This is a genomic window from Rubripirellula tenax (assembly GCF_007860125.1).
Classification (GTDB): domain Bacteria; phylum Planctomycetota; class Planctomycetia; order Pirellulales; family Pirellulaceae; genus Rubripirellula; species Rubripirellula tenax.
On the sequence record NZ_SJPW01000002.1, the window covers coordinates 210,221 to 232,121 of the forward strand.

The following is a 21,901-nucleotide window of genomic DNA, read 5'->3' on the forward strand; positions in this document are numbered from 1 at the left end:
ATTTGAACCCAAGAAAAGCGGTGATTCCATCGCAATTAGCGACGCTGTGGTAACGATTCACGCCATGCGATTCCGCCGGACGACGCAGGAAGCGGGCTAATGCCCGATGCCGGACTCGAAATCAAGCAGGCAGTAACATACCAACGTGATGACGATCACCCCGATCACGTTGAGAACAAAGCCGGCCTGCGCCATTTCGCGAACCGTGATTCGTTCGCTGCCAAAAACGATTGCGTTGGGTGGCGTTGCAACGGGCAACATGAATGCGCAACTGGCCGACAGCGCGGCGGGCACCATCAACATCGACGCGTCATACCCAGCGCCCACCGCGGCGGCACCCAGGATCGGCATCAACAATGTCGTCGTCGCGGTGTTGGAAGTGACCTCGGTCAAGAATGTGACGGCAAGACAAACCGCTGCGATCAACAGCACGGGATGAAAATCTTTCAGCAATGCCAACTGATTGCCGATGGTCTCCGACAACCCCGACACCTCGGCTGCCCGAGCAATCGCCAGTCCTCCACCGAACAGGATCAGGATTCCCCAAGGAATATCCCGCGCGGTTTCCCAGTCCAGCAAACACTTCGCCTGACCTTTTTCGTCGCGTTCGCCACTGGGCACAAGAAACATGAGAACAACAGCCGCCAACCCAACGGTCGCATCGTGAGCCATCGGCACCCCACACCACTGGGACCAACCGCCCCACGGTGCGCTGCGAGTGACCCACAACAATGCCGTGATCGCGATGATGGAAAGCACTCGCCGCTGGTACGGTTTCCATGGCCCCAAGTTCTGTGCGATCGGCTTCGCCGGAACTCCCAACCCGCGAGTCAACCAAACGCCGGTTGCCACAAGCATCATTGCCGCGACGGGTAACCCGATTCGCAACCATGAGAAAAAATCGACCGTGCGAGCGGTTTGTTGTTCGTAGATCGACACGAAGACGCCATTGGGCGGCGTGCCGATGATCGTTGCGATGCCACCAACGCTTGATCCATAGGCGACTGCAAGCAGCAGTGGAACGTTGAGCTTTGGATCGTTCTGTTCTTGCAACACCGCCAGCGCGACCGGCAGCATGATCAACGCGGTAGCGGTGTTGGATATCCACATGCTGCACAGCGCCGGCGCTAGCATAAACCCGATCACGATACGTCGCTGCGAACGGGTCCCCAACAACTTCATCATTCCATGGGAGACTCGCAGGTGAGTTTGCGAGCTTTCCGCAGCCCTTGAGATCATAAACCCAGCCAAGAATAGCAGGACGAATTTGTCACCATACGCCGATGCAAGCTGGCCATGATCCAACACGCCGGCAAACGGAAAGACAACGAAAGGAACCAGCGACGTCACCGGAATCGGCACCGCCTCGGTACACCACCACACGCCACAAAGTATCGTCACACCGGCGGTTACCGACGCAGCCGACGAGAGCCCAAAGACTCGTTCGCAAACAACGGCGACGACGATCGCCAACCCAATTCCGACGAAGACGGCGACGCTACGCAGTGGGGTCATCGGTTACCGGCGAGAAAACAGGTGCAGTGGTTCGACAGAAACAGAAGTGAGATCAACGTTCCAACCGAGGCGCCGAATGCCCTTGATCTTGAACTTTTTTCAGCATCGCTTGCAGCTCGGCGACAACTCCTGGTTCATCGACAGCAAGATTGTGACGCTGCCCGAGATCGGATTTCAAGTTGTAGAGCTCGACCGGCCCATCGTTGTCGGCGGCATAGCCGTGGCGTTTCTCCCAACCAGCGTCTCGCGACGACACGTAACCCGTCTTGTGATCGATCAACAGCCAATCACCGTGCCGAATGGCATACTGTTTCGCATGCGTATTGTGAATGTGAGTGCCCCGAACCGCATCGACGTCCCCTCGGATCAGCGGAACCAGATCGTGCGAATCTTCGGCCGCATCGTCGGGCAGTTCGAATCCGACGACGCTTGCAACGGTGGCCATCAAGTCGATTTGGCTGACCAGCGATTCGCAAACTCGACCCGCGGCCGCTTGGCCCGGCCATCGGACCATGAAGGGAACATGATGACCGCCTTCGTAGATGTCTCGTTTCAAACCTCGCAAAGGTTCGGCCGACCAATGGTCGTACTTTTCGTCGCGGGCATAGGCATACTTTTCCGGGCCGTTATCGGCAGTAAAAACGACCAATGTATTCTCAGCTTGTCCACTTTCTTCGAGAGCACGTAGCAATTGACCGCACGCGTCATCGGTCTCGACGACGAAGTCGCCATAGGGTCCGGCCTTGGATCGGCCATCGAATTCGTCGTTCGGGATGATCGGCGCATGTGGCGATGGAAACGCAAAGTACAGAAAGAACGGACCATCTTTATCGGTCTGGGCTTTGATGAATTCAACGCCACGCTTCGTTGTCGTCGGAATGTTCTGGTAGGGATCCCAATCGGAAGTCATCGGACCGGGTCGGCATTCCCAATTGCCTTCTTTGATAGGTTTCCATTTTGACGTATCCATGTTGGTGTCGGGTGCGCGGACGACGTGATCGTCTTCGATCCAACAGTACGGCGGGAAGTTGATGACCGTATCACCAAAGTATTGGTCAAAGCCGTGGGCCAGAGGTCCGTCGGGAATTGTTTTCGACCAATCGAACGCGTCGAATCCCCAACCAGACGCCCGACCACTTCCGAACTTCTTCGCACCGGGGATTCGAATGGCGTCCCAGTCCCAGCCCAAGTGCCATTTGCCGATCGCCGAAGTGTGATAGCCCTTGGACTTCAACATTTCCGGCAACGTCAATCGCTCGGGTTTAAAAACCGAACCGCCAAACGCGTTGACGATGCCGTGAAAGTCACGCCAATGGTGACGCCCCGTCAAAAGTGCGTATCGGCTTGGCGTACAAATTCCCGATGACGAGTGGCCATCGGTAAAACGAATGCCTTCGGAAGCAAGCCGATCTAGGTTCGGCGTCGGAATCTTCGACTTATCGCTATAGCATCCCAAATCACCGAACCCGAGATCGTCGGCATAGATGATCAGAATGTTCGGCGACGTGACGTCGCCCGCGACTGCACTGAAAGACAACGTCGTGATTTCGATCGAAATCGCCACAGCAAGCAAGAAGATCGTTCGGCTGAGTGTCGACCCATACGACGCGAAAAATCGAAAGAGCGTACCTGTCGAAATTGTCTGAGTTTTCATAGTGGCCTGTCGTCGCTATTTCGGATGCGGAAGCAAGATCCCTATCCTACTACGACGGGCAACGCAAAGTGCGGCCGCGCGACGTCAGACGTTAAACCGCGGCCATCTTGGTGACCGGGCGCCAATCGACCAGGTGAATTTCGACTTTGCGAAAGCCGCGAAATTCGTTGATAACCGGGCGATAGGCAATCTCGATGGGACCGTCTACGGCGTTCAGTTCGTCGCACCAATCGGCGTTTCCAAACGCGACGCCTCGGATCACCTTGCTTCCTTGCCGAAGATTCACGGTCAAGTGCGCCTTCGTCTTGCCCATCAACGAGGCCGGCGCATCCAATTCGACATTGCGGCAGCACAGAATCGGACGCGGGTTGCCCGCACCGAACGGGGCCAGCATTTCGATCTGTTTCAACGTTTCGAGATTCAATTGGCCAAGTGGTGCTTCGGCGTCGATCACGATCTCGGGCACGACTTCGTTGTCCGCCCACTGTTTGGCCACCGCTTCACAAAAATCGCCGCGGAACGCATCGAGTTGCCGTTCGTCAATCGTTAAACCGGCCGCCGCCTTGTGACCGCCGAAGCGAACCAGTCGCTCGCTGCATTCGGATAAGGCTTCGTACAAGTCGATGTTCGTCCCTCCGACTCGTCCGGATCCGACCGCGTCGACTTTGCCCGCTGAATCCAGCGAGATGACGAGCACGGGTTTGGCGTATTTTTCGGCCAAACGTCCGGCGACCACACCGATCACACCCTGGTGCCAACCGACGCCAGCAAGCACGAGCGCCGCGTCGCCTTCGATATCGAAATCCGCTTTGGCTTGTTTTTGTGCGGCTAGGTAAACGCTGCGCTGAAGGGTGTCGCGGCTGCCGTTGAGTTCGTTGATGTAGTCGGCCAGGGCACGTGCTCGATCACCCGCAGGCGTCGTCAGCAGTTCGACCGCCAATTGGGCCTGACCCAAGCGGCCGGCCGCGTTCAGCCGCGGTGCAATCGCGAATCCGATCGATTCGGTATCCAGCGTTGTCGCTTCGTCGAGTTTTAAAATCTTCATCAGTTCCAACAGGCCGGGAAGCGGCTCGGCCTTGAGCATCTTCAAACCGTGCTCGACCAGGATGCGGTTCTCGTCCAGCAACGGCACCACATCGGCGACCGTACCAATGCCGGCCAGTGCCAACGATTGCATCAGATACCGACGCAGCGGCTCGGTGACTTTCTTTGACCCGCACATCTCTTGGCAGATCGCCCACGCCAACTTGAATGCCACACCTGCGCCACAAAGTTCGCCGAACGGATAGGACGTGCCGGGCAAACGCGGATGGACGATCGCGGCGGCATCGGGCAACTCGGCACCGATGGTGTGGTGGTCGGTAATGATCAGGGTGACGCCAAGTTCTTTACAAAGTTTGGCGTGCGACACGGAGGTGATGCCACAGTCGACCGAAACGATGACTTTCTTACCGCGTGCGGCCAGCTTGCGAATCGCGTCTTCGTTCAACCCGTAACCGTCTTCGAGTCGGTTGGGAACGTGGTACGAGACTTCGCCGCCAAGCAAACGAAAACCATTGACCAAAATCGCGGTGCCGGTCATGCCGTCACAGTCGTAATCGCCGTAAACAACAATTGGCAATTTTTCGCGGAGCGCGGCGACCAGAATCTCGGTGGCTCTCGGCACGCCGGGCAATAGCAGGGGCTCGCGGAGCCCCATCAGTTTCGTTTCAAGAAATTGCGACGCGCCATCGGCGGTATAAACGCCGCGGCTGACCAACACTTGAGCAACAACGGCGGGCACCCGAGCCTCTCGCATCAGCATTTCGATGCGCGCAGAGTCGTGAGGGATTATCCGCCATTTTCGCTGCATCCGTGACTCCGAATCGATGGTCGGTGGGTCGTCGCTGGTGTGGCCGAAGTTCGCGAGGGCGAACTACTTCTTCTTTTCGTTGTGCCAGGTACGTTTGCGAAGTCGCGAGCTGTACTTCAAAAGACGCAGCTTTTCACCACCAGGCTTGCGCCGCAGTGAGTAGTTGTAATCGCCGGTTTCTTCGCAAACGAGGAAGACGGTTTCCGCTTTCTTCTTGCTCTTGGACATCGATCGAGTCTTCGGGTGGACAGTACTATGGGAAAGTTGTTGTTTTCGTGGCCCGGGATTATGGCAGGGACCAGGCCATTTAGGCAAGGGTCAAACCAAACCTGAATCGTCTCACCCACCTGAATGTCTGCCGAAATCACTGTTGCAGGCCAAACAGCATCATATTTGCGACGATTTTGGCCGCGTCTTCGGTGCTATAGCCCGGACATTGCACAGAATTAGGGCTTTCCAGGGCACAACTGAGGTCCAGCGGCGAGAAAAATACGCCCGCGACATTGTCCACTACCGCAACCTCGATCAGCGGCCGGCCGGCCCGCTTCCCAACCCCCTGGTTCCGCGAGCCTCGTCCGCCCACGGCCGGAGTCCGAATCATCACGCTAGAAATGTCGTATCCGCCGCTGGCCGTCAGCAGCGGATGCCCCTCGGGAATCGGACGCAGCGGTGAATCGGGGAACATCAACGCGACTTCCCGCCGAAACGCTTCGGTAAATGCTTCGCCGCCGCAAACCGCCGAGCCCAGGATGATGCCGTCGCGTTGAACGAATTGACGAAGCACATTCCGATGCGCGTCCGAAAGCGAAAAGTCCGTGCGACCGTGAACCCAAAGAAACTGGACGTCGGCCAGCGTGTCGGCATCGAAACCGACCGGATCGACGACCGGTGCAATCGCCAGCGGCACCCGAGACTGGACCAACGCCGCGGCATTGGGAACCGCCCGACGAGCTTCTTGGCCACCCGCGTCGAGACCCAGCGTCGCGATCGAAATGGTTGAGCGGCGAGCATCGATGGCCGACGCTCCATCGATCACAAAACTTTGCTGCAACTTGTCTTTCAATTCGCGTCCCGTCGCGTAGGCGATCACATTTTCGCCGATACCGATCGCCGTTTCGATTTGCGATTTTGGACCGTTGGCGATTTTGGATCGACGAAAGATTGCGTCGCCGAGTTCCCACCGACACGACAAACTGGTCGGCGAATAGAAAACACTGGTGCGACAGCACGCTTGCACACCGTACATCCAAAAGTCCGGCCCCAGCGCCGTTGCGTCCACTTTCTTTTCGGCAAACCAGACCGGATGTTCGGGCGGCAAGCGATCCAGCGCCGCGCCGTCGAACCATTGGCTGCACAGTTGGACGACGCTGCGTTGGAAACCGCTGGCGTCGGGGCAACCGGCGCCGGTATCGGCTTCGAACAGAATTGTGCCGCCCTGGTCGATGTACTCGCGCAGGTTTTCGCTCGTTTGATCGGCAAGGACAAGCGGTTGATTGCCGCTGATCACCAACACCGGCGTCTGCAGCAAGTCGGCCAGCCCAGCTTTTTCGCTGTCGATCGTCTGCCAAGTCAGATCGCGCCCCCAATCGCTTTCGACGTGTCGCACCAGTTGCCGCATGCCGTCGGGATGCTGTTTCCAATGCGTCGATGTTGCCGAATCACCGCGGGCATTTCGTGGATAGCGAAGTCGACCGACGACGACCTGCCGTTTCCCTTTGCTCAAAAACAACAGCGCAAACGAAGTCGCAACCGCTTCGGGTTCCAACGGGCCACTGTTTTTCCAGTACCCCAAAAAACCGTCCTGTAGCTCGATCAATCGCTGGGCGCCCTCGCGGTACCAATCGTGATCGCCGATGAAACGGCGTCCCGACAATCGGCCGACCCGCTCGAGCGCGTACATGTAGTAATAGAACGTCATCAGGTTGCCGCCCGGATTGACCTGAGTCGTGAAGTTACGCCCCAGCCACTCCAGACCGGCTTCGACCGGATCCACATTTTCGGATTGACCGCCACAACACTGGATCACGTTTCCGGCAATCGACGACGTTCCACCACCCAGCCTGCCACGCGCGATGATGATCGACGAAATGCCCGCGCACGTCATGCTGCCCGATGCGTCTCGCGACCCGTATGACCACGCGCCGCCGTTTCTTTGACGGCCGATCCAGTATTTCAGCGCCAACTCGAATGCAACGGGTTCGACTTGAATACCACGTTCTTCGGCAGCGCCGAGCGCCAGGATCGCGAACTGTGAATTCGACGGATCGGTCGAGCCACCGCGGCTCTTGCCATAGTTCCATGCCCCTATCGCTTCCGGTCGCGAGCCTTCGCGAAATTGCTGGTCCACCAACCACTGGACATTGCGACGAATGCGGGGCAAATCGCCGGCAGCACCCAAATGACAGTAGACCAACGTCTGCAGCGATACCGAATACGTTTCGACGGGCTCAAACGAACGCAGATACTTCATCGCCCGCGCGATTGACGGGTCATCTTTCTCGACGCCGCAATTCAACATCGCCAACGTACATAGCGCCGTTTGGCCGCACGAGTACCCGCTGAACTCGTCCCACCCGCCTCGTTCGGTTTGAGTTTTGCGAAGATAGGCAACTCCGCGATCGATTGCCCGTTGGACCGCAGCCGCATCGACATCGCCACGAACGGGGATGGTATCCGCCACGAAGATCGCGAACATCACGAACAACGCCGCCGCAAAGCGAGGAAAGACGTTAAACTTCATCGCTGCCAGTTTTGGCCGATCCGTCTGAGCAAAGGAATGTTTGTTAATCATCATGAGCGGTTCTCCTCCACCTCCCCCCGGTCCTGCATCTTCTGGTCCTGCGTCAACTGGCTCTGCATCGGGCGAACCCGCGGCGCCGGCACGCAATCTTGGTGACGTGCTTCGCGAATTCGCCGATCACCAAAAAACGATGCGGGCCGAGTTGGCCAAAGTCATTGTGGGCCAATCCGATGTGATCGAACAGTTGCTTGCCGCCATCTTCACTCGCGGCCACGTGCTGCTCGAGGGTGTGCCGGGACTGGCCAAAACGTTGATGGTCAGTACCCTTGCCAATATTTTGGACGTTCAGTTCAAGCGAATTCAGTTTACCCCGGACCTGATGCCTTCGGACATCACGGGCACGCAAGTTCTTGAAGAAGACGAACAAGGCCGTCGATCGTTCCGGTTCGTCGAAGGCCCCATCTTCACAAACATCCTGTTGGCCGACGAGATCAACCGCACGCCGCCAAAGACGCAAGCGGCACTACTAGAAGCGATGCAAGAACGACAAGTGTCGATCGGCCGCGAAACCTATGACCTGCCGCCACCGTTCTTTACCATCGCGACGCAGAACCCGATCGAGCAGGAAGGCACCTACCCGTTGCCCGAAGCCCAGCTTGACCGATTCATGTTCAACATCAAAGTCGGTTATCCATCGGCGGCCGAAGAGGAACAGATTCTGACGGCGACGACTCGCGGCGAAACACCCTCGGTCAACAAAGTCTTATCGGCACGCGCGATTCTGAACATCCAAAAGTTGGTGGCCAGCATCGCGGTCAACCCGTTGGTGATCCGCTATGCGGCGCAATTGGTTCGGGCGACGCGGCCGGCCGATGAAACGGCGCCAAAGTACATTCGCGAATTGGTCGACTGGGGCGCGGGTCCACGTGCGGGCCAGAACTTGATCGCCGGTGCGAAAGCGCTTGCCGCGATGGACGGCCGATTCAGCATCGACCCCGACGACATCCGCCGCATTGCGATACCGGTGCTGCGTCACCGCATGGCAACCAACTTTCAAGCCCAAGCCGAAGGCATGAACACCGACGCCATCGTCGAAAAACTACTCAACGACATCCGCCCGCCCGAACCCGAAAAGATGACGCGGAAATAGGGAGAAATACATAACAGGTGCCAGGTAACAGGCCTCAGGGAAAGGGCCCCATGACGAACCTCGTTCGCCCAAATGAAACAGTCTCACCATTTCCGCTTTGCCCTTCCTGATACCTGTTGCCTGAAATCTGTCACCCATTCCCATGCCTTCCCTCTCACCCGAATCGTTGCAATCGATCCAGCGGCTCGATCTTCGCGCTCGGATGGTTGTTCGTGGTTTTTTGCAGGGGCTGCACAGCAGTCCGTTTCAGGGGTTTTCGGTTCAGTTCAGCGAGCACCGTCGTTACAACCGTGGCGACGATCCGCGGATGATCGATTGGTTGGTGTATGCCAAGACCGACAAGTACTACACCAAGCGTTTCGAAGCCGAGACGAACTTGACCGGATTTTTGGTCATGGATTTATCCAAGTCGATGGGCTTCACCGAATCGGGTTCGATGACCAAGTTCGAATACTGTACGTGCTTGGCCGCGTCGTTGACGTACTTGATGACGATGCAACAAGACCCGGTCGGTCTGATTTCGTTTTCGGAAACGATGCGAGCACTGTTGCCAGCGCGAAGTCGCCGTGGACATCTCGGCGACGTCATGGCCGCGCTGACAAAACTGCAACCGACCGGCCGCACCGATTTACCGGCATCACTGATTCAACTGGCGGCGATGCTAAAACAACATTCGCTGGTGATGCTATTTTCGGATTTACTGCCATCCGATACTACGACGGGAACACCCGATGACGTGATCTCGTCACTGGCGCGGCTTCGCCACGGCGGCCACGATGTGATTGTGTTCCACGTCATGGACGAAGCTGAAGTGAAGTTCCCCTACGACGGACCGGTTCAATTCGAAGACGCCGAAACGGGCGAAACAGTTTCAGTCGATGCGACCGGCTTTCGCGAAGACTACTTGAAACAACTCGACGAGTTTCGCGAAGCCTACCGAATCGGGTGCCAGAAATTGCGAGTCGACTACGTGCCGCTGGACACCGGCATGCCGTTCGACAAGGCGCTGACCGAATACTTGCTGCAACGTCAACAATTGTCGTGATCGTGACGTCACACCGCGTCCAAGACTGCTTTCGCGACCGGAATCGATAGACCGTTGCCCAGCATCTTCCATCGCTTGCGATCGGCGATCTCAAGGGGAAACGAAAACTCGGCCGAGTAGCCCAACAGCCGCGCGACTTCGTCGGGCGAGAAACGCCGCAGTCGCCCGTCGTGACGCAGGTACGAACCGCTGCGAATGATCGACTTTCCATAGCCGCTGGCGAAACACGCCGTCATCGCCAATGGATCATCGGCGTCGACGATATCGAGTGCGCCGGCGTACTTCGACGCAACCTCGATCGCAAGCCACAACGGCGACTGGGTCGGTGGCGGCGAGTCCAGAACATCGGCAACCGAGAACCGAAGACTTGTGTCGTGCGGAGCGGCGACCGTCGCTTCATGCGTTCGCGACGCAATCAGGTAATACCGCCGTCGCCGATTGGGAATGCCGAACTGAGTCGGACACAGAACAACTTCGCTGGTACGGAACCCGTTTCGTTCCAACGAACAACAAAGCCGATCGCGATGCGACGACGACGCGAACTGGGGTACGTTTTCCAGCACCATCGCCCGTGGCAATGTTGTCGGCTGATTGTCCAACCACGCAATCAACGACAACAACGCATCACAGCGCCGGTCGTTTTCGTGGTCACCGCGACCGCGACGACAATACGGTTGGCATGGCGGTGACATCCACCAAGCGTCGTCGCCGATTTCAACAAGCGATCCCCAATCGATCGACTCAATCGTTTGGTGATCAACGGCCAATCCAAAGTTGTGCTGGTAAACGACGCCACAGTCACGATCGATGTCAATCGCGCGGGCACTGACTAGGTCCGCGCGCGCGAGTTGCCGCGCCGCTTCCGCCGCGCCACCGATGCCACAAAACAGCTCGATCAATGCCATCCAAAATTCACAAAAAGTAATTCGCAACACGCGAGGTTGAACGAACACACAGAGGATTTGACTTTCGACAACCGACGCCGTTACACTGCCGCCTCCGTGAAAAAGCGAAGCTGTCGAAAGCTTATCGCTGAACTTCGTTTCGGTGGGGTACAAGATGCTTCGATCGTATTTAGAACCGTGGGCATTATCATCACTGGTCGCGATCACATCCGTTTCGGATCTGCCCGGCCAGGGTCCCGTCGTGGTCACCATGCTTGACCAGCAAGGCGTGTACATTGACTTGGACTCAAACCCGACACCAACGGCGGGCGATGGTGTCGTTGAACCAGGAAACGAACTCATTCAACGCCGAACGCCGGGGCAAGCCACTAGTGAATACCGCGGTGTATTGGCTGAGTTCGATTTATCGGGACTCAACCCTGATGGCATCTTCGCCGCTCGCGTGACAGGAACGGTCTCGGCCGAACCGTCGGCCGGCATCGCCGAAGTCAGGGATTTCGGCACAGGCCTCTATCGCGGCGATGGCATGGTGCAAGCTGCGGACGTTTTTGAAGCCTCGGTTGCTGCAACGGATTCCTTCATTCCTACGTTTTCGCTCAACACCGCCACCGATGCATCGGTCAACTTCACGCGTGACGTTACATTCGAGCTTCGCGATATCGCTCGTGGCGGATCGGCGGCGATGGGCGTCAAAGTACAGGGCACAAATACGCACGCCGGCATTTCTTCGCTGAATCCGATTTCGCTTGAGGTCACCGAGTATTTTGCGAACCCGTTCGATTCGGTTCCCGATATTGGCACCATGTCTGGCTTGGCATTTCGAGGGCAGCAACAGGAATTTGTTTCAAATGGTGAGACGAAACTATTCGAGGATCTCGAAAGTACGTTTGAAGTACGCCGCAACGGCGACAACAGCTTGACGGGCTATGTGAACCTGAACGCAGGAATCGGTCGCGAGTTTTGGTTCCTTCGGATCGCCGCGCCCGACGACGCGCTGCTTCAAGCCGGCGACAGTTTTACCAATGCGGGTGACTATCCGTTTCATGCGGATGGTGAAGCAGGATTGAGTTTCAGTGGCGATGGCAGGGCGTTTTCAACCTCAACCGGCGGATTCACCGTACACCAATTGGTTTATGGGGCTGGCAATACGGTCGAAAGTTTGGACGTCGAATTCTTTGCGCGTGAAGCAAACCGGCTCGGCGCCCCATCTATGTTTGGTCGTTACCAATTCAATGTCGTTGCGGTGCCCGAGCCGACGACTGGGCTAGCACTATTGATGGGCGGTGCGGCGGTCATTGCATGGCGCCGCCATCGGACCCGTCCCGACTCGCATCGCCTCGCCTCGCCTCGCCTGATTGGTGGATCGCGAAGTTCGGTTAGACTGACGGTAGAGCCTTGCTTTGGCTGGCCCGCAGCTTTCTTAACCGTGCGAATCTGCTTTGTCGTTCCTCAACGCCACTCTTGTCTTCGGCGCCCTTGCCGCGATCGTTCCGATCGTGCTGCACTTGATCGCGCGCCGCGAGCCTCGCAAGGTTGTGTTCCCCTCGATTACATTCTTGACCAAGCGTTTCGAATCCAACCGCAGCCGAATGCGGGTGCGCCGTTGGTGGTTGCTGGCGATGCGTATCCTGGCCGTCATTGCCATGGCAATAGCGCTGGCACGACCGGCCATTCACCAATCGCTGTCGTTAACCTGGCTTACCATCGGAATGATCGTCGCCGCGGGCGGGGCAATGCTGGTGATGGCTTCGGTGGCGATCGCGAAGGGTCAATCGAGAAACGTGTCGGTCGGATTATTGAGTGGCGCAGTGGCTGCCATCGTCGCGGCGGCAATCTGGGGGACTTACACGCTTGCGTCGGGGCCATCGGTGTCGATCGATGAGAACGAACCGGTGGCGATTGCGATCGTGATGGACAACTCACCGACATCGGCGTGGCGAGACGGCGAAGACGATCGAATCCGCCGGATGCAAGAATTGGCGGTGTGGCGAATTTCTCAAATTCCGCGATCCAGTCGCATCGCCGTGCTGGATCGATCCGCCGCGCCACCAGCGTACTCGCTGGATGCCAGCGGTGCGATTTCGAAAATCGAACGGGTCGAACCAAGGCAAGTCGTTCAATCATTGGCGGCGCGGATTGACGCGGCGGCCCGGTTGCTGCGCACCAATGACATCGAGAACCGGCAAATCTTGGTCATCACGGACTTAGCGACATCGACGTGGGACGAGTCGATGGCCGAAGCCGGCCTCGTCGATTCGCTGGGTGCCGAATCGCCGATCGGCTTGGCCGTGTTTGATCTCGGCCCGATGACCGGCACCAACCGATCGTTATCGATTCCGAAGCTTGCCGACGCAACGCCACCGCTGGGGACACCGATTCCGATCTCGACGATCTTGACTCGCTCGCGAACCGATCAAAGCGACGACGATGCGTCGGCCACGTCGGTCATCGTTGAGCTTGAAATGTACGAATCCGACCCGTCGACTCCCGTGGTCCGCGACGGAAAGGTCGTCTATCCGAATGTGCGCAGTGTCGATCGAACCAGCGTCCGGCTTGCCGACGGTGGTTCAAGTGAGTTGCTAATGACGATTCCGTCGCTTCCATTAGGGACTCATCATGGCCGCGTTCGCTTGACCGGCGATGATGCATTGGCGATCGATGACGTGCGTCATTTCTCGTTGTCGGTGTTGCCGCCGTCGACGGTGTTGATCGTGAGCGACGACGAACGCGAGTCGTACATTTTCTCGCAGGTGCTCGCGCCGACGTCGAACACCGCCGACGATGCAAGTTCCGAATTTCGTACCGAGCGCATCGGATCGACGGACTTGGGCGTCGCGAGGTTGGCGGACTACGACGCCGTCGTCTTGCTCGATCCGTCGCCCGCAGTCCTGGGTGACCGTTCCATTGTCGATTACGTCGACGGCGGTGGCGGCGTGTTGGTGGCGCTGGGCCCAGCAGCCGGCGACGAATCTGTTGAATCGCCGTTCGCGCCGCGATTGGTGCGCCGATGGCGATCGCCGGCCTCGGGGACTTTTTTGCAAACCATCGATACATCGCACCCAATCGTCGCCGCAGTCGCGTCCGATACGCCTTGGAACGACTTTCGCATCAACCAGTATTGGCAGATCGAACCGGGGACGGGTGATTCGGTGTTGATGCAATACGCGGGAACCGATCATGCAGCGATCGTGGCGGCCGGTCGCGTCTTGACGCTGACAACGCCCATCCCGGCCCGCGTTGACGCGACTCGCAAATGGAACGACTTGTTCGGAACAGACCCTTGGCCGGCGTGGCTGCTGATCCGCCAAAGTGTGGAGTTTCTGACGGGACGGGGCGACAACCAGGTGATGACCCTGGTGGGCCAACCCCACATCATCGAGTTGCCGGTCGCCGAATCGCCACAAGTCGCATCCGGCGCAGCGGAATCTGCGAACCAAACCCGCCTTCAACTCTTCCCCCCCAATGGCGAATCGCCCGTGCCGCTTGAAGTCAGCGCTTCGGCGACGCAGGTTGCCGTCGGCGAAGTCCGCTCGGCCGGTACGTATTGGCTGCGCGGTGGCGGGTTTTCCAGGGCCGGCGGCGAGGCTAGCAGGGGCGGAAGTTTGGGGTTCTCGGCCAACCTGGGATCGGCGGCAATCACGACCGATCGAGCTGACAAGGGACTGCTGGACTCGATATTTGGGCCTGACGGCTATACCTTGGCCACGATGCGCGAGGAGATCGAATTATCGGACAACCAATCGGCCACTCGAGTATCGTTGCATTCGCCCGCTATGCTGTTGGCGTTGATCATTTTTTTGCTGGAACAGGTTCTCGGGAATCGGTTTTATCGCCGCGCTGCCTGATCATTCAGCTTCGTGATCCTTCAACCGTCCGCCGATGCAAACTGAGCCCAATCCGAACAACCGGTACATCAAATGCGACCCGATCGCCAATGGCACCCGGATCACGTTGGATTGAAGTAGACCACATACCGGGCGACCTGTAATTTAACCCAGCCAGCACACGCTCATCGATCCACATCCGCTTCAGCCGATTTTGCAGATTCCCACAATGAAACAGTCTTCCCTACTTGAGCGACGTGGACCGCTGGGGATGCCATACGCGTTGATGATTTTGGCGGCGTTCTTTTTCTGTTTGCCGGCTGCGTTTCGTGCCGCGCGTCTGAGTTTGAATGAGAAAGAAAACAACGTCAAAGACTGGTTGCCTTCGGACTTCCCCGAAACGGCCGAATTGGAATGGTTCGCCCAACACTTCGCCGGTGAAAGTTTTGTATTGGCGACTTGGGAAGGCTGCACCGTCGAAGATCAACGACTGACGTTGTTGGCAAGCAAGTTGTTGCACGAATCGGAAGCTTACGATCCCTCGTCGGACTATCCGCCGGAGTTGGCGGCGACCTTTCGCCGCGCCAAAGCCGTCGGCAATGAATTAGGTTTGCTGCAAGGCGAAAACGACCACTTCGATTGGGGTGGCAAGAAAGAGAAGTGGCTGACGACACCGACCGGTCAATGGTATTACGTCACGCCCGACGGCAAGCTATTTCGATGGGAAGAATCGATGACGGGGCCGGCCGGCTTGGATCGATCCATCAAGCGAAGTCGCGGCAGCTTTGAACTCAGTGGTACGTTCGTCACCGCGTTCGGCGAAGCCCCCAGCGACCGTCCCGATTCACGGATGGTCAACCCGATCTACAACGACTTGTCCCTGTTGACGGCGACGCTATTCCATAGCGTCCAGACCGGTGAATCGATCGTCGCGGAACTGGCCAGCGAAGGCGGCCCGCTGTGGCCCATCGATTTGACGGACGAAGAACGCCGTGGCGCCGTCGCGAAACGTTTGGCGATCGAACGACTGACAGGAACATTGTTCGCGCCGGCGGTACCCACCCAGTTTTCGTGGACACCCGATGCGTTTCGCGCCGCATTGCCCGAAACACGTCGATCGGAATTTCCCGCCGATTTCGATGCATTGGCGACCGCCACACTGGATAGCCATTTGCAACGTCATTTCGGCGGTTCACTCGATCAACTTCAAAGTGCAACAGATACCCAGAAGACAGAAGCGTGGTACGCCGTCTGGGACGCCATTGACGTTGAGCCGCCGCACCGCTTGACGTGCGTGTTGGTGACGTTGACGGATTTGGCGAAAGATAATCTCGTTTATGCCATCGGCCGAGGCGTGTTGGGACAACCCCGTGGCCGGCTGTTGACGCTGGCTGCCGATTCGGGGCTGACGCCGTCCCTTCCCCCATCGCTTGCTCCGCCACCGTTCAACGTTGCGCCGCCCGAAACGATCGGTGGCGCGCCGGCGCTTCGCATGGGTGGTCCACCGGTCGACAACATGGCGATCGACGAAGAAGGCAGCGTGACGTTGGTCCGCTTGGTCGGCTACAGCGTCCTTGTCGGCATTTTCTTGTCGTACCTGTGTTTCCGCAGCATCAAAATCACATTGATGATCTTCATCGTCGGCGGCAGCTCGGCCATGCTTAGCATGGCAATGGTGTGGTGGACCGGCGGCAAAGTCGACGCGATTCTGTTGAGCATGCCATCGCTGGTCTATGTGCTTGGCCTTTCCGGTGCGATCCACGTCGTCAACTATTACCGCGACGAAGTTCGATCGCGTGGGCCTCAAGGGGCCGCCGGTCGAGCACTTCGCCACGCGGTCATTCCTTGCACGCTGGCTTCGCTAACAACTGCCATCGGACTGGTTTCGTTGGTGACCAGCAACTTGGCGCCGATCAGCAACTTTGGGCTGTACGCGGCCATCGGTGTCATGTCGACACTCGGCATCCTGTTTTCATACTTGCCTGCCGCACTCCAAACGTTTGCACCGGCGGTATCGGACGGGAAAGCCAATGACCAGGACGAACTTGCCCCCGAAAGCGCGATCAGCCAGTGGTGGGCGAACTTTGGGCGTCATGTCACCAACCATCATCGTATCGTCACCGTTGGCTGCTTGGTGGTTTTGTTCGCCTGTGCGATGGGAATGCGACACATCAAAACGTCGGTCCAGTTGCTGAAGCTGTTTGACGCGGATTCTCGCATCATCCACGACTATGCGTGGCTGGAAGAAAACTTTGGCAAGCTGGTGCCGATGGAGTTGGTCGTTCGCATCCCGCCGTCGATCCAATCCGAACACGAACGAACCGTTTCCGTCAAAACAGGCGAAACGGTCGAACCGCTCGACATTCTTCAACGTGTCGAAACGGTTTCGCGAATCCGTAGTGTCGTGCATCGAACACTGGGCGAACCGGGCATGGGAATCGTCGGCCAAGCGACCAGCGCCGATACGTTCTTGCCACCGCTGCCGGCGCCGAGCAACAAATACAGTGCCGTTCGTGCAAAGTTCAATCGCGACCTGCTGGCGGCCGGGGACACGCTGCGTGACAACGACTATTTGAAGTTAGAGAAACGCGGCGTTTATGCCGACAGCGAACTGTGGCGAATCAGCTTGCGAGTCGCGGCGATTTCCGACGTCGACTATGGGCAATTCATTTCTACGCTGCGGACCGCCGTCGAACCGGTGTTGCGTGCCTATGACACTCGTGATGCCGTCATGCGAGCATTGGAGAAGTCCGATTCGAAAGGGCCCGTGCTTGTCGTCGGCGCCAACCGGCCCAAGTCGCTGGCGATGACGAAATTGGTGTCTGATGACCACACAGAAATCCTAACGCGAAACACGTTCGTCGCGACACTTGGTGAACTCCTCGATGGCGAACCGATCAAGACGTCGACTTGGATCGACTTCACCGATGAACAAGCCAAAGAGTATCTTGCCAGCGACCGTTGGGCGAAAATCTTCGACAAATACGAAACGGTCGTGTGGCTGGGTGGCGAAGGTTTGACGCCCGAAGATTTTGCCGCCGCAAAAAATTTCATCAATGCGGATGCGATTCAAAATCGCGCCGTCTTATCCGCCATCGCGGCCGAACAGATTCCAGATGTCGACGGCTCGGGCGCCATTCAAGTCATCTATACCGGCGTGATCCCGGTCGTCTACAAAGCCCAGCGGACGCTGCTTGTCAGCTTGGCCGATTCGATCGGGTTGGCGTTCGTATTGATTTGGATCGTGATGGTGATGCTGCTCAATCCCGGGCGGGCCCCGTATGGTTGGTTCACCGGACGCAACCTAGGTAACGGCATGATGGCCGGCATCATTGCGATGATTCCGAACGTCTTCCCCGTCCTGACCGTATTCGGATTGATGTGTCATTTCGATATCGAAATTGACATCGGGACGATGATGACGGCTTCGGTCGCGATGGGGGTTGCGGTCGACGATACGATTCACTTTCTGTCATGGTTCCGTGACAACTTGGACCGCGGGCTGTCGCGAGTCGAAGCGATCATCGAAACGTATCGTCGCGTGGGCCCCGCGATGACCCAAACGACATTTGTCGGCGGTTTGGGTTTGTTTGTATTCGCACTGTCGACGTTCACGCCAACCCAGCGTTTCGGAACGTTGATGCTGGTGATGCTGGGCGCGGCGTTGATCGGTGACCTGGTGATGCTGCCGGCGTTGCTGGCTGGCCCACTGGGTCGATTCTTTAAGCCAAGGTTGGGTGCCGATGGCCAACCGCTGAAGTCTGCCGCGTCGGAGCTTCCCATGCCGGTGGACGAAGAAGCACGGGTCGATGCGGTGTACTCGAACAACCCGGTTGAAGGCGTGCCGCGACTCGATCGCCATGAAACGGCAAGCGGATCCACGCCGCTGAAGTCTCATTTGCCGTCGGATCGCGACTCGGCCGGACGACATTGATCTGATGCCCTTGATTCGGTAACTCGGATCGCCCCACTCGCAAATAAAAAAGCCTCGCCAGGAACGTTCCCGGCGAGGCTTTTTCGTTGGTTTCGGAATCCCGATACGACTTATGCAAACGGGCTGTACTTGCCGGGAACCGGAATCGGATACATGCCGTTTTCGCCTGGTCGGGCCGACGCTGGCACTTCGCTTTGCATGGTGAAGCTGTCGATTCCGGGCGCCAGTTCGCGGCCGGTTTCCAGCAACTCGTCCCACTTCACGATCTTGCCGCTATAGCAGGCCTCGCGGCCAAGGATTGCGGTGAACGTCGAATGGGCACCGTACTCGCCTTCGTTGTAAATCTCGCCACGCATCAGAGCCTCGATCAAATCGTGTTGCTCTTGTTGGTGACCGTTCAAACGCTCGCCGGCAAACTTCCAGGCGTTCTCGCCAAAAATCTCGCCCGATGGATCGGCGGTTCCCTTGGTGCCTTGGACGAATTCACCGACGTGATTCCAACCGCCCGACAAGTGACGGCCTTGGCTGAACATCTTGGTTCCGTCGGGGAACGTGTACTCACAAAACGTGTGATCGAAGATCTGTGACTTGGTCGCATCGCCGCCCATGCGCTGCGAGTTCGCACCCATCCCGTTGCACTCGACCGGGTACATGCCTTTGACCCAGCAACCCACATCCAGGTTGTGAATGTGTTGTTCGCAAATCTGGTCACCGCAAACCCAATTGAAGTGGTACCAATTGTTGGTTTGAAACTCCATTTCGGTTTGGCCTTCGTTGCGGTTGCGATACCAAATGCCGCCACCGTTCCAGTAGACCTGTTGCGAAAGGACATCACCGATCGCGCCGCCGTGAATTCGTTCGATGGTTTCCATGTACTGGGGTTCGTGACGGCGTTGCAGCCCGATCGCGACCATCAGATTCTTCTTTTTGGATTCTTCGACGCTGGCCAGAACACGGCGAACTCCGACGGCGTCCGTGGCAACCGGCTTTTCCATGAAAATATGGCGGCCTTTGTTGACGGCATACTCGAACTGCTGTGGCTTGTATCCGGGCGGAGTTGCGATGATGACCAAATCGGCATCGACGTCGATCGCTGCTTTGTAGGCATCCAAACCGACAAAGACGCGTTCTGGTGGAACGTCGATCTTGCTCTTGTTTTCACCACGTGAAAGCGCTTTGATCGCGTTCTCAGCATTCTTCGCGAACGCGTCCGCAACCGCGACCAACTTGACGTTGCCCTTGGAATTGAAAATCTGAGCCGCTGCACCGGTACCACGTCCGCCGCAACCGACCAACACGAATCGAATTTCATCGCTGCCGGCTGCGTGAGCCGTCTTTGCGATGGTGCTGGTCAAAGCCGCGCCGGCGGCGGCAGCCGTTGTGGTCTTCAAAAAAGAACGGCGATCGGGTGGGGTTTGCATGGATAGAAAATCCTTGAGGGGAGGTCGAAATTCGATTGGAACCCCAATTGTAGACGCAAACTCGACCGCTTTGTACGTTTCAACGTAAGAAATCACCGCTTAACGCAAAGTCGATTCCAGGGTCCGCAAAAACGGAGAATTCAGTAGCGCATCGGTCGCATCGGCGCGATGAGCCCACAGCGAAAACCGCTCGGTCTCGCTGTCGATTTCCCACACCCTAACACGGGTGGGCGCAAATTTTTGCCACGCGGGACTCGCCGATACCGACCTCAACCGAGCCCCGATGTCGTGAGTCTCGCCGACGTAAACCGTTTCATGGTCGTTCAAAAGCTCGTAAACGCCGTGTCCGCTATGAGTATCTGCGACTTCGGTTGAGATCGTTTGCGGGGGCGGCAGCGGATGCTTCGCCCAGCTCGGGCCATGCTCTTGGGCCGCGGTTTGGAAACGACGGGTTCGAACCAGTTTGCGGATTGCCAATGCTGCATGTCGGTACAACTGTGGCGATGCACCCGGCGAGAAAGCTGTGGCCAGCCTATCGAACTCATCGACGGCTGCCGGGCAACACAGCATCTCGTCCAGCGACATCGCGTAGTCCAGCTCGATCAGTCGCATCGCCGCTTCGGCCCCGACCCGATAAGCGTCAAGATCCGACCACTTCCATCGATCTCCCTTTTCCGTCGCGGCCGGCAACTTCCCCGACTTGCGAAGCCTAAGCAGAAGTGAGTTCCAGATCTGGGCATCACCTGGAATCGACAAGCCTCGACACTCTTTGGCAAAGGCTTTTGACAGCTTCGGATCGCACAGCACATGATCCGCCGAGTGCCCACCGCTGGCCTTTGCAAACGCATCCACAATCGACTTCGCCGTTTTGTCATCCAGCGGCACGACGGGTCGTCCCCCGCGAAACTCGGTTCGCTTCTTGCCGGCCGATGTCTTGGGAGCGCTAGTCAGCGGATCGACCACGCCGTCCAACGGATCACCGGGCTGACATTCGCTCAAGCGATTCTGGATGTGTTCGACGTACTCGGACGACAACTCGAAACCCATCCATTGTCGCCCCAATTTTTTGGCAACGGCCAGTGTTGTCCCGCTGCCGCCGAACGGATCCACGACGACGTCGCCGGGATTGCTGCTGATGCGAAGAATGCGTCCCAGAATCTGTTCGGGCATTTGGCAGCCATGAAAGCCCTCGCGTTCTTTGAACGTTCCTGCGACGCGTGAATAGAACCACGTGTCATGCGACATCGAAAAACCGCCCGGCGGCGAATCTTGTGGACGCAATATCCATGTGTTGTCGGGCAGTCGGCCTTTGCTATTGGCCCGCTTATCGGCGTAGACCAATTGGCGCGCCGAAGGCACACGAACCAACGGGTTGTCGCCGTTGAAGGTGAACTGATCGCGGTCTTTGACAAAGTGAAACAAGTGCGTGTGCGATCGACTGAATCCACGGACGCAATTCACACCGAACGTGTAGTACCAAATCACCCAACTGCGGCAATGGAAACCAAGACGCTGGGACAGCACTTTCAGTTCGGCCGCATACTCGTCGCCGATCGCCAACCAGAAGGTACCGTCCGGTTTCAAAATTCGATGGACCTGCCCGATCCAGGATTCACAAAATTCAAGATACTCGTCGGCTTCCCGCCGATCGTCGTAGACATCGTACGTGTAACCGATATTGAACGGGGGATCGGCGAAAACCAAATCGACTTTGCCGTCGTCAATCTTGGCCATTCCGTCGATACAGCTGCCGTGATGGATGCGGTCAGTGGGAAGCATGGTGAAAATTTCTCGAAGCAATCGAAACCTGAAATCGGCTCGGTGATCTTAGCGCCAAACGGGCCCCGGCGCAAGCCGGGAC

General features: G+C 57.6%; 12 protein-coding genes and 2 pseudogenes. 6 read left to right on the forward strand and 8 right to left on the reverse strand.

What is annotated here, in order from left to right:
• Window positions 1–96: 96 nt before the first annotated feature.
• The 5 genes from Poly51_RS06570 to Poly51_RS06590 all read right to left on the reverse strand — a co-directional run bounded on the left by Poly51_RS06570 (window position 97) and on the right by Poly51_RS06590 (window position 7,815).
• Window positions 97–1,515, reverse strand: coding sequence for an SLC13 family permease (locus Poly51_RS06570; protein ID WP_146455606.1), 1,419 nt, complete (start codon window positions 1,513–1,515; stop codon window positions 97–99).
• A 52-nt stretch (window positions 1,516–1,567) separates the two neighbouring features.
• Entirely contained in the window at window positions 1,568–3,169 is a 1,602-nt protein-coding gene (locus Poly51_RS06575; protein WP_146455608.1) for a sulfatase family protein, read from the reverse strand.
• Window positions 3,170–3,260: 91 nt separating this feature from the next.
• Window positions 3,261–5,021: a single-stranded-DNA-specific exonuclease RecJ gene (gene recJ / locus Poly51_RS06580; protein ID WP_146455610.1), complete on the reverse strand. Its 1,761-nt coding sequence runs from the start codon at window positions 5,019–5,021 to the stop codon at window positions 3,261–3,263.
• 63 nt (window positions 5,022–5,084) lie between these two features.
• Window positions 5,085–5,249 carry a 50S ribosomal protein L33 gene (gene rpmG / locus Poly51_RS06585; RefSeq protein WP_146455612.1) on the reverse strand — a complete coding sequence of 55 codons (165 nt, stop codon included), beginning with the start codon at window positions 5,247–5,249 and terminating at the stop codon, window positions 5,085–5,087.
• Window positions 5,250–5,385: 136 nt separating this feature from the next.
• Complete coding sequence (locus Poly51_RS06590; protein WP_246114309.1) at window positions 5,386–7,815, reverse strand: DUF4159 domain-containing protein; 2,430 nt, start codon at window positions 7,813–7,815, stop codon at window positions 5,386–5,388.
• Between the two features lie 103 nt (window positions 7,816–7,918).
• Between Poly51_RS06590 and Poly51_RS06595 the strand changes: the two genes are divergently transcribed.
• Together Poly51_RS06595 and Poly51_RS06600 are read left to right on the forward strand one after the other, a co-directional pair.
• Window positions 7,919–8,911 carry an AAA family ATPase gene (locus Poly51_RS06595; RefSeq protein ID WP_146457178.1) on the forward strand — a complete coding sequence of 331 codons (993 nt, stop codon included), beginning with the start codon at window positions 7,919–7,921 and terminating at the stop codon, window positions 8,909–8,911.
• A 142-nt stretch (window positions 8,912–9,053) separates the two neighbouring features.
• Entirely contained in the window at window positions 9,054–9,956 is a 903-nt protein-coding gene (locus Poly51_RS06600) for a DUF58 domain-containing protein (protein WP_146455614.1), read from the forward strand.
• Window positions 9,957–9,964: 8 nt separating this feature from the next.
• Here the strand turns inward: Poly51_RS06600 and Poly51_RS06605 are convergent, their stop codons facing one another.
• Window positions 9,965–10,861: a DNA cytosine methyltransferase gene (locus Poly51_RS06605; protein WP_186775387.1), complete on the reverse strand. Its 897-nt coding sequence runs from the start codon at window positions 10,859–10,861 to the stop codon at window positions 9,965–9,967.
• A gap of 1,210 nt (window positions 10,862–12,071) precedes the next feature.
• Here Poly51_RS06605 and Poly51_RS31725 point away from each other — a divergent pair.
• From Poly51_RS31725 to Poly51_RS06620, 4 genes and pseudogenes are all read left to right on the forward strand, one after another.
• Window positions 12,072–12,170, forward strand: a pseudogene (locus Poly51_RS31725) (PEP-CTERM sorting domain-containing protein); the annotation flags it as partial.
• A gap of 187 nt (window positions 12,171–12,357) precedes the next feature.
• Window positions 12,358–12,483 (forward strand): annotated as a pseudogene (locus tag Poly51_RS31730) (BatA domain-containing protein); the annotation flags it as partial.
• 186 nt (window positions 12,484–12,669) lie between these two features.
• Complete coding sequence (locus Poly51_RS06615) at window positions 12,670–14,706, forward strand: hypothetical protein (RefSeq protein ID WP_186775480.1); 2,037 nt, start codon at window positions 12,670–12,672, stop codon at window positions 14,704–14,706.
• Between the two features lie 208 nt (window positions 14,707–14,914).
• Window positions 14,915–18,619 (forward strand): efflux RND transporter permease subunit, encoded by a 3,705-nt coding sequence (locus Poly51_RS06620; RefSeq protein WP_146455622.1) that lies wholly within the window; start codon window positions 14,915–14,917, stop codon window positions 18,617–18,619.
• 110 nt (window positions 18,620–18,729) lie between these two features.
• Here Poly51_RS06620 and Poly51_RS06625 read toward each other — a convergent pair whose 3' ends face one another.
• The gene (locus Poly51_RS06625) at window positions 18,730–20,040 is read right to left on the reverse strand and encodes a Gfo/Idh/MocA family protein (protein ID WP_146455624.1); all 1,311 of its coding nucleotides are present in this window, start codon (window positions 20,038–20,040) and stop codon (window positions 18,730–18,732) included.
• A 99-nt stretch (window positions 20,041–20,139) separates the two neighbouring features.
• Window positions 20,140–21,819 carry a DNA-methyltransferase gene (locus Poly51_RS06630; protein WP_146455626.1) on the reverse strand — a complete coding sequence of 560 codons (1,680 nt, stop codon included), beginning with the start codon at window positions 21,817–21,819 and terminating at the stop codon, window positions 20,140–20,142.
• Window positions 21,820–21,901 lie beyond the last annotated feature (82 nt).

Bases quoted from the DNA above. Each gene is read 5' to 3' on its own strand.
- Poly51_RS06600 (WP_146455614.1), top strand. From the start codon at position 9,054: ATGCCTTCCCTCTCACCCGAATCGTTGCAATCGATCCAGCGGCTCGAT.
- Poly51_RS06575 (WP_146455608.1), bottom strand. From the start codon at position 3,169: ATGAAAACTCAGACAATTTCGACAGGTACGCTCTTTCGATTTTTCGCG.
- Poly51_RS06605 (WP_186775387.1), bottom strand. From the start codon at position 10,861: ATGGCATTGATCGAGCTGTTTTGTGGCATCGGTGGCGCGGCGGAAGCG.
- recJ (WP_146455610.1), bottom strand. From the start codon at position 5,021: ATGCAGCGAAAATGGCGGATAATCCCTCACGACTCTGCGCGCATCGAA.
- Poly51_RS06570 (WP_146455606.1), bottom strand. From the start codon at position 1,515: ATGACCCCACTGCGTAGCGTCGCCGTCTTCGTCGGAATTGGGTTGGCG.
- Poly51_RS06620 (WP_146455622.1), top strand. From the start codon at position 14,915: ATGAAACAGTCTTCCCTACTTGAGCGACGTGGACCGCTGGGGATGCCA.
- Poly51_RS06625 (WP_146455624.1), bottom strand. From the start codon at position 20,040: ATGCAAACCCCACCCGATCGCCGTTCTTTTTTGAAGACCACAACGGCT.
- rpmG (WP_146455612.1), bottom strand. From the start codon at position 5,249: ATGTCCAAGAGCAAGAAGAAAGCGGAAACCGTCTTCCTCGTTTGCGAA.
- Poly51_RS06590 (WP_246114309.1), bottom strand. From the start codon at position 7,815: ATGATGATTAACAAACATTCCTTTGCTCAGACGGATCGGCCAAAACTG.
- Poly51_RS06630 (WP_146455626.1), bottom strand. From the start codon at position 21,819: ATGCTTCCCACTGACCGCATCCATCACGGCAGCTGTATCGACGGAATG.